Below are 15,645 nucleotides of genomic sequence, written 5' to 3'. Positions count from 1 at the left end.
ATGGCGCAACCCGACATCTCGCACCATCTCGGCCCATCGGACTCGCGGTTGATCGGCGACGCCCATCTGTACATCGGCGGTGAATGGCGAGGCGCCCGCGACGGTGGCACTCGTGAACTGACGAACCCGGCCACCGGCGAGGTGTTCGCGACCGTCGACGAGGCCACCGCCGACGACGCCCGCGCCGCGATCTCCGCGGCGCGAGCCACCTTCGACGACGGCGAGTGGTCGTCGACCTCGGTCACCGAGCGCGCCGCGGTGCTGCGCACGATCGCCGACCTGTTGGTGCGTGACAAGGCGACACTGGCCCGCCTGGAGACCCTGGACACCGGAAAGACGTTGGCCGAGAGCGTGATCGACGTCGACGACGTCGAGTCGGTGTTCCGGTATCACGCGGCGTTGATCGAAACGTCTGCGGATCGGCTCGTCGATGTCGGTGACCCGGCGGTCGTCAGTCGGGTGATCCGCGAACCGATCGGTGTCTGCGTGTTGATCGCGCCGTGGAACTACCCGCTGTTGCAGATGTCATGGAAGATCGCACCCGCGTTGGCCGCGGGGGCCACCGTGGTCGCCAAGCCGAGCGAGGTCACGCCGCTGTCCACCATCGCGTTCGTGCGGATCTGTGAAGAGGCCGGGGTGCCGCCCGGTGTGCTCAACCTCGTCCAGGGAGCCGGGCCGAACATCGGCCCGGTCCTCACGGATTCCCCCGACGTCGATCTCATCTCGTTCACCGGCGGGCTCACCACCGGCACGTCGATCGCACAGACCGCCGCCCGGCACGTCACCAAGGTGGCGCTCGAACTCGGCGGCAAGAACCCCCACATCGTCTTCGCCGATGCCGATCGGGAATCCGCGGTCGACCACGTCCTCACCGGCGTGTTCTTGCATTCCGGCCAGGTCTGTTCTGCGGGCACCCGATTGATCGTGCAGGACGACATCGCAGACGCTTTCGTCGACGACCTCGTCGAGCGCGCCCGTCACATCCGCGTGGGCGACGGCCTGGACCCCACCAGCGAAACCGGGCCGCTGGTGTCGCGCACCCAGCTCGACAAGATGGCCGCCTACGTGCGGTCCGGCATCGAGTCCGGTGCCGTACTACGTCACGGCGGCGGTCCGCCCGACCGCGACGACCTCCATCCCGGCGGATTCTGGTTCGCGCCGACCATCTTCGACCACTGCACCCGGACCATGCCGATCGTGCGTGAGGAGACCTTTGGTCCGATCCTGACCGTGGAACGGTTCACCAGCGAGGCGCAGGCGCTCGCGCTGGGCAACGACACGTCGTACGGCCTGGCTGCGGGAGTGCGGACCGCAGACATCGCGCGCGGCGAGCGAATGGTCCGCAGGTTGCGCCATGGCACCGTGTGGCTCAACGATTTCGGCCATTACACGCCGCGGGCCGAATGGGGAGGATTCGGTGCGTCCGGCAACGGCAGGGAGCTCGGGCCCACGGGCTTGGCCGAATATCAAGAGATCAAACACGTCTGGCACAACACGTCGCCCACTCCGGCCGGATGGTTCACCCATCGCGAGCCATGACGGGGCGCCGCAATCGACGGATTCGCCTGAAACGGCCAGATCGAGACGTTAGCGTGAAGACGCCGACAACCTCGACGTGAAAGTGAGTGGCCGTGTCCGACATCGACGAACTCCTGTCCCGTCTGCCCATCGGAGACATCGCCTCGCAGCTCGGCGTCGACGAGGCAACGGCACGCTCTGCGGTGTCACAGACGCTGCCCGCCCTCGTCGGCGGCCTCCAGGAGCAGACGAAAGACGACGACACCGCATCGGGGCTGATCAACGCGTTGTCGCAACACGACAACGACCTCGCCGCAGGCGACATCAACCTGTCGGACGTGGACACCGCCGACGGTTCGAAGATCGTCACCAAGATGTTCGGCAGCCAGACCGACCAGCTGTCGAATCAACTGAGTGAACAGGTGCCGGCGGCGGCGGTGACCCCCGGACTCATCCAGAAACTCCTGCCGATCCTGGCACCGATCGTGCTGAGTTACGTCACATCAAAGATCCTGGGCGGCAAGGCCGGTGCCGACGCCAACGCCGGGGATGCCGCATCTGGACAGTCCAGGTCCGGGGGGCTCGGTGATCTCGGCAGCATCCTGGGCGGAGTGCTCGGCGGCGGAGGCGGCGCGGCCGGTGGTCTGGGCAGCATCCTCGGCGGAATCCTGGGCCGTTGAGCTGACAGGTCGGCCGATTCGTCGCACCCGTCTGCATCACAGGTAGGGCCGGGTCAGCAATTCGATGCCGTGGCCTGCCGGATCGAAGTAGTAGACGCCACGTCCGCCGTGTTCATGATTGATTTCCCCCGGGCGCTGCCGGAACGGGTCGGCGAAGTGATCTATCCCGTGCTCGGTCAGGTAGCGGTACGCCCGGTCGAAATGGTCGTCGTCGACGAGGAAGGCGTAGTGCTGCATCTGGATCTCGACGGGCGGCGCCGCAAACTGTAGGAGCACGTCGTCGCCGATGACGATGTTGGTGAACACTCCCCACGACGGTGCGTCCGTCGCCTCGAGGATGTCTCGGTGAAAGGCAGCCGAGCGCGCTGGATCGGTGGCGGCGATGATGGTGTGATTGAAATGTGCGGTCATTGAACTCTCTTGGCTGGTAAGTGTTTTGGCCCTTCTCACTCACCTGCCTCGGCGGCGACCGCGCGCTCACCCGTCGGCCGGGTGACCTCTCCGTGTGCGCCCTTGGGCTGTCCCGGTGATCACCGACTCAAGGTAGCAGTGTGCCGATCGCCACGGAAGACTTCCATTGCCGACCACAATTGTTACTATTCTGGCAATTCAGACGTAGGTTATTCCGAAGGGCTACAGATGTCCCCCATGTACCGCCGCCTCGCTGCGAGACTCACACTCGTCGCCGCGTCCATCCTTCTCGTGACGAGCTGCTCTTCGGACACCGATGATGCCGCCGATTCCTCGGCGACCCGGGTGGTGGAGACGACCCAGGGGCAGGTGTCGGTACCGGTGCAACCCAAGCGTGTCGTCGTGCTGAACTACGCACTGGCCGGGTATCTCTACGACCTCGACATCCCGGTCACGTCGGTCACCAACGAGGATTCGTCGCGACCGAGCACCGCGGCCGCAGCGTGGCGCGACAAGGCCGAGGCCGACAACACGGAGTTCATGACGTGGGGCCCGGACGGATTCTCCATCGAGGCCATCTTGGCGCAGGAGCCAGACCTGATCATCGGCGGCGGCTGGGGACTTCCCGGCGTGCTCGCCACCAAGGTCTATGACCAACTCTCCGAGATCGCGCCGACCGTCATCGTCGACAAGAAGCTCCCCACATGGAAGGAACAGTTCCGGTTTCTCGCCGCAGACGTTTTCGGCCAGGAGGACCGCTACCAGGGATACCTCGACGACTACGACGACCGGGTGGCCGAAGTGAAGGAGAACATCACCGTGCCGCCCACGCCGGTGACGTATCTGAACATCGCCGCCGACGGCAGGCCCTTCGTACTGCTCGAGAACAGTGCTCTGCCGCAGACTCTCTCGGCAGTGGGCTTGACGCCGGCACCGGTCGCCGCCGAACACGGTCTCCAGCCGTATCAACCGGGGCAGGACGCCGCCCGGCTGTCTCCCGAGGTCCTTGGTGACATCGTCTCCAGTCCAACGGTTTTCGTCATGGGATTCAATGCCGACACGACGAGTGTCGAGGAACTCGCCTCCTCGCCGGTGTACGCCCGTCTGCCCGCGTTCCGCGAGTCACGCGCCTACGACCTGCCGTACTGGACTCACCGCGCGGACTACGACGAGACACTCGCGATGCTCGACATCGTCGAGAAGCAGTTCAGCTGAACGGATCTGGGCCTTGATCGATCCTTCGTCATGAGCCGGCCCCTCTTGAGCCGCCCGGTGCTTCCCGGTCGGCCGGTCCCTCTCGATCGGCCTGCGTTCAGAACGGTGGCGCTCCGTCGATGTGATGCCGTCGGCGGTTGCGGCTCCTCTCGGCCCGTCGTCGGGCATGTTTGTTCGCCACCCGGGTGCGTGCCCGGGTGGGCTGGTCGGTGTCGAGGATGCGAGGCCGATGCGGCGGTGCATGCGTGGGCGCTTGAAACCGGATACGCCGTAAGCCCGGGAACAGGTCCTCGTTGGTTTCGGCCTCACCCACGATGACCAGGCCTTCGGGCGTGGTGAACTCGGTGTGCAGGCGACCGTCCAGGTCGCGATATTGGTCATCGAGCCAGTCACCGAACGTCTTTCGACCATGATCGAACCGGCACTTGATATTCATGCCCTCCGCGGAGGTGCGGCCGCCCCGTGCCGGATCGTCGTGGTCGAACTCGGTGACGTGATCGGCATCCGAGATCCACGCCGAGGTCTCACAACCCGGTTCGACGCACACACCGTCACGAATACGCAGGAAAGTATCCAGGGCTGTGGAGGGTCGGTACGGGTTCGACGGCAGATGCGCCGGGAGCGTGTAAGTGTCGTCGGCGCTTGCTGGAATGCCCGACGGGATGAGCAGTTTCGTCACGCTGCCCGGTCGCGCTGCAATATCGCGCACGTGCTCAGCGGAGATGACACCGTGCCCATCCATGTACGCCGGATGATCCGCCGCACCCGCCAGAGTCGATTCATCACACACGACATGAATGACCGCCGTACTGTCGACCGGCGGGATCGTACCCGGCTCCGGGATCTGCGCAGTGCACTCATCATGGCCACACAAGCACTCGAACCGTGTGCCCGACAACAACGCGAACATCGCATCCGAGGCACGCTGAGCTTTCGTGCGACCATCATGCTCACACACCGCATCGGCCAGCGCGGTGACCGCGGCGGCCGCGATCCGCACGTTTTCCGCGGCCATCAGGCCGGTGATCGTCGCCGTACCGTCATCACGCGGGTCGGTCCACACACCACGCTCATCGAGCGCCACCTGACGGCGTTCGCGCACCGCATCCGAGTCGTGGCGGAACACGATGCGATCACACATGTCACGCAACCGCTTCCGCGACCACGACCCCCGCCGCGTGCGAAGAAGATGCGCGATCTCGGCGTCCACATCGACCGCCGCCGACAACCCGTCGAGCAGATCGGTCCGCGAGACGACCAACAACGCCTGCTTCGGCGAGATCATCCCGTCACGCAAACAGGCGAACACCTCCGGCAACCGATCCCGCAACGCGATCGCCTCATTCAGCAACGCCTCAGCAGCATGCTGGGAGATCGCCTGGGTCCGCGCAATCCGGGCCGCACAGTCGGCGAACCCATCCACGACCAACCCATCCGCAGACTCACGCGCGGCAACCAAGCGGTCGAACAACACTGCCACCGACTGGTATTCAGCCCACGCCAAAAACGACTTCCCACGCCCGAGCTCAACCATCCCCGCGAGCAGGTCGTTCAACTCCGCCTCATCCGGGTACACCGGATCGACCTCACCGAGGAACCCGAGCGGCAACCCAGGCCACGATGAGGGCGAACCCAGCAGCGAGGACACGACACACCTTTCGACCGGTCACGGACAACTCACAGGACCCGCAGCTCACTGCGGACATTCGTCATCCGGCCCGAAAGGCCTTGTCTCACACACTATCGTCGCTCAAATCATCCTGTGTTGACTCCAACCTACAACCCACCACCGACAACCTTCGAGACGCTCGCGAGCTCTCACCCCAGGGCAACGACGCGTGACGCAGCCTCCCGGCGAGAGAATGACACCACCGACCGCCAGAGGAACCGGAGCGTCATCAGAGGTTTCACGCCGACGCCTCTCCCACCACGAAGTCGCGAAACCGAGCCGCGACCTCGGGGAGCGGTCGGCCCCGGAACCAGGTCAGGCCGATCTCTCGCGTCTCCCCCGACAGCGGGATCATCTCCACATCGCCGCGACGATCGTCGTCCTCCACCGGGACCACGCCGACGCCGAGGCCGGCCCCGACCAGACCCGTGATCGTCGCCAACTCGGACGACTCGAAGGTGATGGTCGGGGTGACATCGCTTGCCGCGCAGAGTTCATCGAAGATCCGCCGCATCCCGAAGCCGCGTTCCATGACGATGAACTCCTCGTCGGCCGCCTCGGCAAGCCCGATCCGACTGCGCCCGGCGAACCGGTGGTCGCGCGGGACCACCAGCGCCAACTTCTGCGCCGCGATCGGCGCCCAGGCCATGTCGGTGCGCATCGGGCGAGGGGACACGATCGCCAGCTCGGCGTCGCCGGCAACGACGTGCGCCACCACCGTGGCGGCTGCATCCTGCGTGAGGACGAAGCGCGTTTGCGGATTGTCGTCACGAAACCGACGGATGAGATCGGGCACAAGGCTGATCCCGAACGAATGCAGAAAGGCCAGGCGTACGGCCCCTCGGGCCGGCAACCGCAGCTGATCGATCTCTCGTCTGCCCGCGTCCAACTGTGCGACGGCCCGCCGGACCCGCTCCAGGTAGACCTTCCCGAATCGATTGAGGACGATCCGTCGACCGTCACGATCGAACAGCGGCACGCCGAGTTCGCGCTCGAGGCGGGCGATGAACCGCGACAGCGTCGGCTGGGACGCATGGACCTGCGCTGCCGCCATCGTCAGGTTCTCGGCCTCCGCGATCGCGATGAACCATCGCAGCTCGTCGTCCACAACACGAGGTTACCTGCGGTGATTCAGATATGAATGCCTCAATCGACAATGTTTCATTTCACATGTAAACAAAGTCCGGTCATCCTGGACTCCGATGAGCACCACGAACGCCGCACCCGTACTGACGCCGACGCGACACGCGCTCGGTTCCGCAGGCTATCGGAAGGCCACCGTCGCCCTCTTCGCCGCGGGCATGACGGCGTTCATGTCGCTCTATTACATCCAGGCACTGCTCCCCCAGCTCTCCGATCATTTCGGTGTGTCGCCCGCGACGTCGGCACTGACGGTCTCCCTGACGACCGGCTTGCTGGCCGCCGCGATCATCCCGGCCAGCGTGTTGTCGGAGCGGCTCGGCCGTGTGCGGGTGATGGTGATCTCGGCGCTGTCGGCTGCAGCACTCGGCGTGGTCCTCCCCTGGGTCCCGTCGATCGAACTGCTCCTCGCCGGCCGCGCCCTCCAGGGCGTGCTGTGCGCAGGCGTGCCCGCCGTCGCCATGGCCTACCTCGCCGAAGAGGTCGAAGGCGCCGCACTCGGCACAGCGATGGGACGCTACGTCGCGGGCACCACGATCGGCGGATTGACCGGTCGGCTCATCCCCGGTTTCGCGGTCGACGCCGTGTCCTGGCAGTGGGCGATGGAGATCGCCTGTCTTGTCTCCCTGGGCTTTGCCTTGCTGTTCTGGCGCACCATTCCAGCGTCGAAGTTCTTCGAGCCGAAGCGGATCAGCCCGTCGATCACCGTGCGGAACCTGCTCGCACACCTGCGAGACCCTGGTCTGCGGCCGCTGTTCGTCCTCGCGTTCGTCCTGATGGGCGGATTCGTCACGGTGTACAACTACCTGGGCTACCGACTTCTGAGGGATCCGTTCGATCTGGATGAATCGGTCGTCGCCACAGTGTTTTTCATGTATCTCGCCGGGACCTTCTCGTCCGCGATCGCCGGCCGCCTGGCCGACCGCATGGGCCGCAGACGTGTGGTGGTGACATCGGTGATCACGATGCTGGTCGGCTTGGCCGTGACCGTGCCCGACCACCTCTCGACGGTCCTGCTCGGCACACTGCTGTTCACGGCGGGGTTCTTCGCCGCGCATTCGGTTGCCAGCGCTTGGGTTTCGGCCCGCGCCACCGAGCACCGGGCCGAGGCGTCGTCGCTCTACCTGTTCCACTACTACCTGGGCAGCTCCGTCGTCGGCGCGCTCGGCGGACTCGCATTCGCCGCGTTCGGATGGATCGGGGTGGCGGTCTACGTCGGCATCCTCGTCGTCGCCGGACTCGCTCTCGTCACGTTCAGGTCCAGCGCTCGGTGACCGCATCGATCACGGAGATGATGTCGTCCGCATCCCCCTCCGGGGTGCCGTCCGGACGAACGTGGACGTTGGCGCCGAGAAGATCGATGATCCACTCCGCGTACGCGGTGTCCGGGTCCACCCGGGACTCGAGATCGGCCACACCGTCGGGCCCGGCGTGGGCGCGCACGCTCGCACGGATACGGTCACGCTGCGCTGCCGCGAACGGTTCGAGGAACAGCATCAGCACATCACCTCGATGCAGCCGCCGTCAGACGCCGACCGCGGCACCGGTCAGCGGCGGATTCTCCGACAACACGTCGTTCTCCTCCGCCGTGAAAGCCCTTGCCCGCGAGAGGAACCGGACACCCTCGGGGGCCTCGAGACTGAACCCGGCGCCTCGCCCGGGCACCACGTCGAGGATCAGCTGGGTGTGTTTCCAGAGTTCGAACTGATCACCATTGATCCACACCCGCACATCCGGCAGCGGATCCGGCAACTCGATCTCGCCGACCAACACATCTCGCTGTCCGACGCGGTACTCCCCGACCGGGTAACACATCGGGGCCGAGCCGTCACAGCATCCACCGGACTGGTGAATCATGAGACCGCCGTGCAGCTCCGACAACTTGGTCAGGAGCTGCACGGCGGCGTCCGTGGCGACCACCCGATCAGGAACTGTCTGTTCTGACACGGGGATCCACCTCTCTCTCAGAAGAAGCCCTTCGCGTTCTGAGCGTAACCGACCAGCAGGTTCTTCGTCTGCTGATAGTGCTCGAGCATCATCAGGTGTGTCTCGCGGCCGATCCCCGACTGCTTGTAGCCACCGAAGGCAGCGTGAGCCGGGTAGTCGTGATAGGTGTTCGTCCACACACGCCCTGCCTGGATCTCCCGGCCGGCGCGATAGGCGGTCGCACCGTCACGGCTCCACACACCGGCACCGAGTCCGTAGAGGGTGTCGTTGGCGATGTGGATCGCGTCCGCGTAGTCCTTGAAGGTCGTCACGGCGAGCACCGGGCCGAAGATCTCCTCCTGGAAGATCCGCATGTTGTTCTGACCGTTGAAGACCGTCGGCTTGATGTAGTAACCGCCGGACAGATCGCCGCCGAGATCGGCGGGCTCACCGCCGATCAGGACCTTGGCGCCTTCCTCCTTGCCGATGGTCAGATACGAGTTGATCTTCTCGAACTGATCGTTGGAGGCCTGCGCACCCATCATCGTCTCGGTGTCGAGGGGATCGCCCTGCTTGATCTTCGAGACCCGATCGACGGCCCTGGCCATGAAATCGTCGTAGATGTCCTCCTGGATGAGCGCGCGGCTCGGGCAGGTGCACACCTCACCCTGATTCAGGGCGAACATCGAAAAGCCTTCCAGCGCACGGTCGAGGAAACCGTCGTCGGCCGACATCACGTCGTTGAAGAAGATGTTCGGGCTCTTGCCACCGAGTTCCAGGGTGACCGGGATCAGATTCTCCGAGGCGTACTGCATGATCAGTCGGCCGGTGGTGGTCTCGCCGGTGAATGCGATCTTGCGGATGCGATTGCTCGATGCGAGCGGCTTGCCCGCCTCGACACCGAAACCGTTGACGATGTTGATCACGCCTGCAGGCAGCAGGTCGCTGATGAGGCTCATCAGGTAGAGGATCGATGCAGGAGTCTGCTCGGCGGGCTTGAGCACGACCGCATTTCCGGCGGCCAGCGCCGGGGCCAACTTCCACACCGCCATCAGAATCGGGAAATTCCACGGAATGATCTGTCCGACAACACCGAGCGGCTCGTGGAAGTGATAGGCCACCGTGTCCTCGTCGACCTCGGAGATCGACCCCTCCTGGGCACGCAGCGCGCCGGCGAAGTAGCGGAAATGGTCGATGGCGAGCGGTATGTCGGCCGCCAGGGTTTCCCGGATGGCCTTGCCGTTGTCCCAGGTCTCGGCGACCGCGAGCTTCTCGAGGTTCTCCTCCATACGGTCGGCGATGCGCAACAGCGCCAGCGACCGTTCCGCCGGCGGGACCTTGCCCCACTGCGGGGCCGCCTTGTGCGCGGCATCGAGCGCGAGTTCGATGTCCTCGGCGGTCGACCGCGCGACCTCACAGAAGGTCTTGCCATCCACAGGCGAGGGATTCTCGAAGTACTGTCCCTTCACCGGTGGTGTCCACTGTCCGCCGATCCAGTTGTCGTAACGGGACTCGTAGCCCATCACCGATCCCTCGGCACCCGGCTTCGCGTAGACGGTCATCTCGACTCCTCACGGTCGTCTGAACGAGTGTGGTGTCACACGCGCCACGTCAGAGGTGCCGGTGTGATCTGTTCCACAGAATAGGAGCATCGGCGTTGCACATGCGTTGCAGTTCCGTACCCATTGGTGCAACCCATCGAACGCGCTGTTCAGAGCGCTTTCGCGATCACGCGGTGTCGCACGAACGAGGATCGACGAGACGTCCTGGCGACCGAATCGGACAGTGACGGCGAGACCATTCGTTCGGCAGACTGGCGGCATGACCTTCACCGCACGCGATTTCCCCGTCCGTATCGGTATCCAACTCCAACCGCAGCACGCGCCCGAGTACGGGCAGATCCGCGACGCGGTCCGTCGCGCGGAGGATCTCGGCGTCGATGTCGCCTTCAACTGGGACCACTTCTTCCCGCTCTACGGCAACCCCGACGGCGAACATTTCGAGTGCTGGACGATGCTGGGCGCCTGGGCCGAACAGACGTCGCGCGTCGAGATCGGCGCGCTCGTGACGTGCAACTCGTACCGGAACCCGGAGCTGTTGGCCGACATGGCGCGCACTGTCGATCACATCTCCGACGGTCGGCTCATCCTCGGCATCGGGTCGGGCTGGTTCGAGAAGGACTACGACGAATACGGATATGAGTTCGGGACCGCGGGCAGCCGCCTCGACGAGCTCGGCGAAGCCCTGCCGCGGATCGAGAAGCGGCTCGGCGCACTCAATCCCGCTCCGACCCGCGACATCCCGGTTCTCATCGGCGGTGGCGGCGAGAAGAAGACACTGCGGCATGTCGCCCAACACGCCGACATCTGGCACTACTTCGTCGACGTACCCACCTATGAGCGCAAGTCCGCGATCCTCGAGGAGCACTGCGCCGCGGTGGGGCGTGACCCGGCGCTCATCGAGCACTCCGCCGGTCTCGATTCCAAGGAGCCCGACGATGCGTTGCGCAAGGTGGACGAACTGGTCAAGGCCGGTATCTCGCTGATCACCGTCGGATCGACGGGTCCTGATTACGACCTCCGGACGCTCGAGGCTCTCTGTCGCTGGCGCGACCAACACAACTCCTGAATCCACGCCCACCGAATCCACACGACGACACGCCGGGGGTCGAGATCCGGCCGGACGCCGCGATTAGATTGGTTCGCATGTTCTCCTCCGCACGGATGTCGTCCTGGTCGCGGACGGGTACCCGAGCCGGCGTTCTGTTCGGTCGCCTCGGTGTGCTCGTCGCGGCCGTGGGTTTCCTCGTGTTGTCCGCCGCCGGTGTGTTCGGCACCGGCGCGGCGCACGCCGAGCCGCCGTCACGCCTGCCCACCCAGGTGGTCGATTCGGCGAACGTCCTCACCGAGGCACAGCGCTCCGAGCTGCAATCGTCGATCGATCAGCTCTACACCGATCACGAGATCCAGCTCTGGGTGACCTACGTCCGCACCTTCGACGGCATGTCCGCCGAGCAATGGGCACAGCGCACCGTGGCAGAGAGCGATCTCGGCGACCGTGACGTCCTGCTGGCGGTCGCGACAGACGATCGCGGGTACTACTTCTCGTCACCGGACACCATCGACGGCCTCGACCAGGACACGCTCGGGGACATCGGGCGCAGCGACATCGTCCCGCATCTCAAGGACGGCGACTGGGCCGGCGCAGCCGATGCGGCGATCGGCGGGATCAACGATGCGATGGCGCCGTCGAACACCGGGTTGATCACCGCGGCGACCGTCGGCGGTGTGGTCGTCGTCGGCGGCGCGGGCGCGGTCGTCTACTCGAGGCGCCGCAAGAAGCAGCGCGTGGAGGCAAGCCTCGAGGCGATGCGCGAGCAGGAGCTGACCGGCGACCAACTCGCCGCGCAGCCGCTCGATGTGCTCGATCCCTGGTCGCGGGAGGTGCTGACCGACACCGACAACGCGATCCGCACCAGCGAGGAAGAACTGCAGCTGGCGATCGGCGAGTTCGGTGAGGCCGAGACGGCGCCGTTCTCCGACGCCTTGGCCGAGGCGAAAAAGGGCCTCGCAGAATCGTTCACGCTACGCCAGCGTCTGGACGACTCCATCCCCGAGACACCTGACGAACAACGCTCGATGCTGGTGCAGATCATCACCACCTGCACCGACGTGGACGACGCGCTCGACGCCCAGGTGGAGAGTTTCGACGCGATGCGCAATCTGCTCATCAACGCCGACAGCCGGCTGACCGAACTCACCCAGAAACTCGTGGCGTTGCGCGCGCGGATCGAGTCGGCGCAGGGCAAACTCGACGGGCTCGTCGCCAAACACGGTGAGGCGACGCTGGCGTCGATCGTCCACAACGTCCTGCTCGCCGTCGAAGAGGTCGACTTCGCCGAGCGCAGCGCCGATCAAGGACGGGCCGCGGCCTCGGCGCCCGCCGGCGAGCAGGGCCCGGCGGTCGCCGCGATCCGTTCCGCGGAGGGCGCCATCGACCAGGCCAACAAACTCCTCGACGCCATCGACAACGCCGACCGCAACATCACCGCGGCCCACGCACAGATGCCGGCCTTGATCGAGGAGGTCGACGGAGAGCTCGCCGAGGCGGCTGCCCTCTCCACCGACGGGGGTCCGGCACTGGCCACCGCGGTGGCCACCGCGACAGCGGCGATCACCGCGGCGCGCAGCGAGTTCGAGAACGACCCGCTGGGTACGTTCACCGCACTCGTCGACGCCGATGCCGAACTCGACGACGCGCTCGATTCCGCGCGGTCGGCGGCCGCCGACCGCAAGCGCCGTGCCGAACTGGTCAACTCTGCGATCACCTCGGCGCAAGCGAAGGTCTCGGCCGCAAGCGATTTCATCGCGACCCGACGCGGGGCGGTGCAGTCGATCGCCCGTACTCGCCTCGCCGAGTCCCAGCGTCTGCTGCAGGAGGCGACCGACTCCGCAGGCTCCGACCCGGCCACCGCGGCCGACGCCGCCCGGCGGGCAGGCACCCTGGCCGATCAGGCTCTGATGGCGGCTCAGGGCGACGTCGTGCAGTGGCAACAACAGAATCAACGGCCGCAATCCTCCGGCGGGTCGATCGGCGGCGCGGTGCTCGGCGGCATCCTCGTCGACAGCTTCCTGCGCGGCACGCTCGGCGGTGGCGGGCGCGGTTGGGGCGGCGGCGGATACAGCAGTGGTGGCCGCAGCCCCGGATCCTTCGGCGGCTCCGGGAGTTCGGGCCGGATCGGGGTCGGCGGCCGCTTCTGAGTCGCCTGACGTCCGCCGTCGCGGAGTACGCCGCAGGTGCCGTCGCTGCCACACAGCGCCGGCGACGCACGCTGTTCGACTGCCGTTCACCCACACGTGGCAGTTGCTTTGTCTGATCCCCTTAGCGTCACGAAGGTTCGCGAACCAGCCCAGAGTGAACGTCATGGGGGAGGAAGCCGTCGTGCGTATTCCGTTGCAGCTCTTCGAGTCGTCCGGTGACCGGGCGGGCGGGTCGAACCGCGCCCGGGTCACCTGTCGCTACAAATGCGGCGACGCATGCTGGCACGATCCCGGAAACACCAGCGACAACACCTACTTCCGCGATGTGTTGCGGTCGCGCGTCTCTCGCCGAACTGTGCTTCGGTCGTCGGCGGGAGCCGCGGTCGCTGCCGGAGCGACATCACTGTTGGCCGCCTGCGGCTCCGACGACACCGCCGCGCCCTCGTCGTCGTCGAGTTCATCTGGCACGCCGGCGCCGGGGATGAACTTCGCCCCTGTTGCGGCGAATACCGAAGACGCCCTGGTGATCCCGGAGGGTTACCAGCAGCAGGTGGTGATCCGCTGGGGAGATCCCGTGCTGCCCGGAGCTCCGGCATTCGACGTGCACTCCCAGACCCCGGAGGCCCAGGCGAAACAGTTCGGCTTCAACAACGACTTCGCCGGATTGATCCCCGTTGACGGCGCCCGCGACCACCACTACCTGGTGTGTAATCAGGAGTACACGACCGAGGAGTTCATGTTCCCCGGTTACGTGCCCAAGCAACCGACGGAGAATCAGGCCCGCACCGCGATGGCCGCACACGGCATCACCGTCGTCGAGGTTGCCGCCACCCCCGGCTCCGGAGCACTCACACCTGTTGTCGGACAACGGAATAGGCGAATAACCGCGACCACCCCGATCCGGTTGACCGGCCCCGCGGCGGGCAGCGAGTTCGTCACCACGTCGGCGGATCCGGCCGGTACCACGATCCTGGGCACCATCGGCAACTGCTCCGGCGGTCTCACACCGTGGGGCACGATGCTCTCCGGAGAAGAGAACTTCAACAACTACTTCGCCAACGCCGGCAAGGTCACCGACCCGGCAAGCAAGGATCGTCTCGACCGGTACAGCTTCGCCGACGACGAGGACGAGCACCAGTGGGGACGCTTCGAGAAGCGTTTCGACCTGGCCCAGGAACCCAACGAGGCCAATCGATTCGGCTACGTCGTCGAGGTCGATCCGCACGACCCGGCCTCGACCCCGATCAAGCACAGCGCCCTGGGACGTCTCAAGCACGAGTCCGCGACCATCCATGTCGTGTCGTCGGGACCCGATGCCGGGACCGTGGTGGCCTACAGCGGCGACGACGAGAAGTTCGAGTACATCTACAAGTTCGTGTCCAGCCGGAAGATGAAGACCGGATTGTCGGCGACCGCGCGCTCGCACAACGTCGGCATCCTCGACGAGGGCACCCTCTACGTCGCTTCGTTCACCGGCAACGAACCCGGGGACATCGACGGTTCCGGAAAGCTTCCGGAGAGTGGCTCGTTCGCAGGCAAGGGGGAGTGGCATCCGCTGCTCACCGTCAAAGCCGACGGCACCGCCACCTCGCACATCGACGGCATGAGCGCCCAGGAGGTCGCCGTGTTCACCCGGCTGGCCGCCGACAAGGCAGGCGCCACCAAGATGGACCGGCCCGAGGACATCGAACCGCATCCGACCACCGGAAAGCTGTACTGCGCGTTGACCAACAACGACGACCGCGGTACCGACGGTGAGGCCGCTGCCGACGAGGCCAACCCGCGCAACGAGAACAAGAACGGGCAGATCATCGAGATCACCGACAACCATGCGGGCACCGATCTCACCTGGGATCTGCTGCTCGTCTGTGGCGATCCGGCGGCGGCCGACACCTATTACGGCGGCTTCGACAAGAGCAAGGTCAGCCCGATCTCGTGTCCCGACAACGTGGCGTTCGATCCGCACGGGAACCTGTGGATCTCCACCGACGGCAACGCTTTGAAGAGCAATGACGGACTCTTCGCGGTCGCCCTCGACGGCGACCGACGCGGCGAGACGAAACAGTTCCTCACCGTGCCGCGCGGCGCCGAGACGTGTGGGCCGATCATCGAAGGTTCCCGGGTCATGGTGTGCGTCCAGCATCCCGGCGAAGAGGACGGCTACTCCGCGGACAAGCCCTACTCGCACTGGCCCGACGGTGGCGACAGTCTGCCCCGCCCATCGGTGGTGGCCGTGTGGCGTGACGACAACACGCCGATCGGCGTCTGACCGGTTCGTCGGCATCCGCGGCCGTCATGTCGGAGATCCCGACATGACGGCCGTCGT

At 65.8% G+C, this 15,645-nt stretch carries 13 protein-coding genes; 7 read left to right on the top strand and 6 right to left on the bottom strand.

What is annotated here, in order from left to right; all coding sequences use genetic code 11:
• The gene (locus AAFP35_RS04645) at positions 1–1,539 is read left to right on the top strand and encodes an aldehyde dehydrogenase family protein (protein ID WP_419220374.1); all 1,539 of its coding nucleotides are present in this window, start codon (positions 1–3) and stop codon (positions 1,537–1,539) included.
• A gap of 92 nt (positions 1,540–1,631) precedes the next feature.
• The gene (locus AAFP35_RS04640) at positions 1,632–2,198 is read left to right on the top strand and encodes a DUF937 domain-containing protein (RefSeq protein ID WP_419220373.1); all 567 of its coding nucleotides are present in this window, start codon (positions 1,632–1,634) and stop codon (positions 2,196–2,198) included.
• Between the two features lie 36 nt (positions 2,199–2,234).
• On the opposite strand, the gene AAFP35_RS04635 is transcribed toward AAFP35_RS04640, so the two are convergent.
• Positions 2,235–2,609: a VOC family protein gene (locus tag AAFP35_RS04635; protein ID WP_419220372.1), complete on the bottom strand. Its 375-nt coding sequence runs from the start codon at positions 2,607–2,609 to the stop codon at positions 2,235–2,237.
• A 228-nt stretch (positions 2,610–2,837) separates the two neighbouring features.
• Between AAFP35_RS04635 and AAFP35_RS04630 the strand changes: the two genes are divergently transcribed.
• On the top strand, positions 2,838–3,824 hold the full coding sequence (locus AAFP35_RS04630) for an ABC transporter substrate-binding protein (RefSeq protein ID WP_419220371.1): 987 nt from the start codon (positions 2,838–2,840) through the stop codon (positions 3,822–3,824).
• A 97-nt stretch (positions 3,825–3,921) separates the two neighbouring features.
• On the opposite strand, the gene AAFP35_RS04625 is transcribed toward AAFP35_RS04630, so the two are convergent.
• Together AAFP35_RS04625 and AAFP35_RS04620 are read right to left on the bottom strand one after the other, a co-directional pair.
• Positions 3,922–5,472 (bottom strand): DUF222 domain-containing protein, encoded by a 1,551-nt coding sequence (locus tag AAFP35_RS04625; protein ID WP_419220370.1) that lies wholly within the window; start codon positions 5,470–5,472, stop codon positions 3,922–3,924.
• A 259-nt stretch (positions 5,473–5,731) separates the two neighbouring features.
• A complete protein-coding gene (locus AAFP35_RS04620) occupies positions 5,732–6,601 on the bottom strand; it encodes a LysR substrate-binding domain-containing protein (protein WP_419220369.1) in 870 nt (289 codons plus the stop codon).
• Positions 6,602–6,695: 94 nt separating this feature from the next.
• Here AAFP35_RS04620 and AAFP35_RS04615 point away from each other — a divergent pair, with 94 nt between their 5' ends.
• A complete protein-coding gene (locus tag AAFP35_RS04615) occupies positions 6,696–7,907 on the top strand; it encodes an MFS transporter (protein WP_419220368.1) in 1,212 nt (403 codons plus the stop codon).
• Here the strand turns inward: AAFP35_RS04615 and AAFP35_RS04610 are convergent.
• From AAFP35_RS04610 to adh, 3 genes are read right to left on the bottom strand one after another with little or no spacing between them, the layout of a single operon-like run.
• The gene (locus AAFP35_RS04610) at positions 7,888–8,130 is read right to left on the bottom strand and encodes a hypothetical protein (protein ID WP_419220367.1); all 243 of its coding nucleotides are present in this window, start codon (positions 8,128–8,130) and stop codon (positions 7,888–7,890) included. The two genes, AAFP35_RS04615 and AAFP35_RS04610, sit on opposite strands and share 20 nt — an antisense overlap.
• Before the next feature lie 27 nt (positions 8,131–8,157).
• On the bottom strand, positions 8,158–8,580 hold the full coding sequence (locus AAFP35_RS04605) for a DUF779 domain-containing protein (protein WP_419220366.1): 423 nt from the start codon (positions 8,578–8,580) through the stop codon (positions 8,158–8,160).
• A gap of 17 nt (positions 8,581–8,597) precedes the next feature.
• Positions 8,598–10,121 (bottom strand): aldehyde dehydrogenase, encoded by a 1,524-nt coding sequence (gene adh / locus AAFP35_RS04600; RefSeq protein WP_419220365.1) that lies wholly within the window; start codon positions 10,119–10,121, stop codon positions 8,598–8,600.
• Between the two features lie 259 nt (positions 10,122–10,380).
• Here adh and AAFP35_RS04595 point away from each other — a divergent pair, with 259 nt between their 5' ends.
• The 3 genes from AAFP35_RS04595 to AAFP35_RS04585 all read left to right on the top strand — a co-directional run bounded on the left by AAFP35_RS04595 (position 10,381) and on the right by AAFP35_RS04585 (position 15,588).
• A complete protein-coding gene (locus tag AAFP35_RS04595; protein WP_419220364.1) occupies positions 10,381–11,187 on the top strand; it encodes an LLM class F420-dependent oxidoreductase in 807 nt (268 codons plus the stop codon).
• A 77-nt stretch (positions 11,188–11,264) separates the two neighbouring features.
• On the top strand, positions 11,265–13,319 hold the full coding sequence (locus AAFP35_RS04590) for a TPM domain-containing protein (protein ID WP_419220363.1): 2,055 nt from the start codon (positions 11,265–11,267) through the stop codon (positions 13,317–13,319).
• Between the two features lie 181 nt (positions 13,320–13,500).
• The gene (locus AAFP35_RS04585; protein ID WP_419220454.1) at positions 13,501–15,588 is read left to right on the top strand and encodes a PhoX family protein; all 2,088 of its coding nucleotides are present in this window, start codon (positions 13,501–13,503) and stop codon (positions 15,586–15,588) included.
• The last annotated feature ends 57 nt before the right edge of the window (positions 15,589–15,645 follow it).

The sequence above is a fragment of the Gordonia sp. CPCC 206044 genome (assembly GCF_048537895.1).
Classification (GTDB): domain Bacteria; phylum Actinomycetota; class Actinomycetes; order Mycobacteriales; family Mycobacteriaceae; genus Gordonia.
This window is presented reverse-complemented; position numbering and strand designations above follow the sequence as displayed.

Excerpts from the sequence above, each read along its gene's own strand:
- AAFP35_RS04645 (WP_419220374.1), top strand. The coding sequence starts at position 1 with ATGGCGCAACCCGACATCTCGCACCATCTCGGCCCATCGGACTCGCGG.
- AAFP35_RS04635 (WP_419220372.1), bottom strand. The coding sequence starts at position 2,609 with ATGACCGCACATTTCAATCACACCATCATCGCCGCCACCGATCCAGCG.
- AAFP35_RS04630 (WP_419220371.1), top strand. The coding sequence starts at position 2,838 with ATGTCCCCCATGTACCGCCGCCTCGCTGCGAGACTCACACTCGTCGCC.
- AAFP35_RS04615 (WP_419220368.1), top strand. The coding sequence starts at position 6,696 with ATGAGCACCACGAACGCCGCACCCGTACTGACGCCGACGCGACACGCG.
- AAFP35_RS04610 (WP_419220367.1), bottom strand. The coding sequence starts at position 8,130 with ATGCTGTTCCTCGAACCGTTCGCGGCAGCGCAGCGTGACCGTATCCGT.
- adh (WP_419220365.1), bottom strand. The coding sequence starts at position 10,121 with ATGACCGTCTACGCGAAGCCGGGTGCCGAGGGATCGGTGATGGGCTAC.
- AAFP35_RS04595 (WP_419220364.1), top strand. The coding sequence starts at position 10,381 with ATGACCTTCACCGCACGCGATTTCCCCGTCCGTATCGGTATCCAACTC.
- AAFP35_RS04590 (WP_419220363.1), top strand. The coding sequence starts at position 11,265 with ATGTTCTCCTCCGCACGGATGTCGTCCTGGTCGCGGACGGGTACCCGA.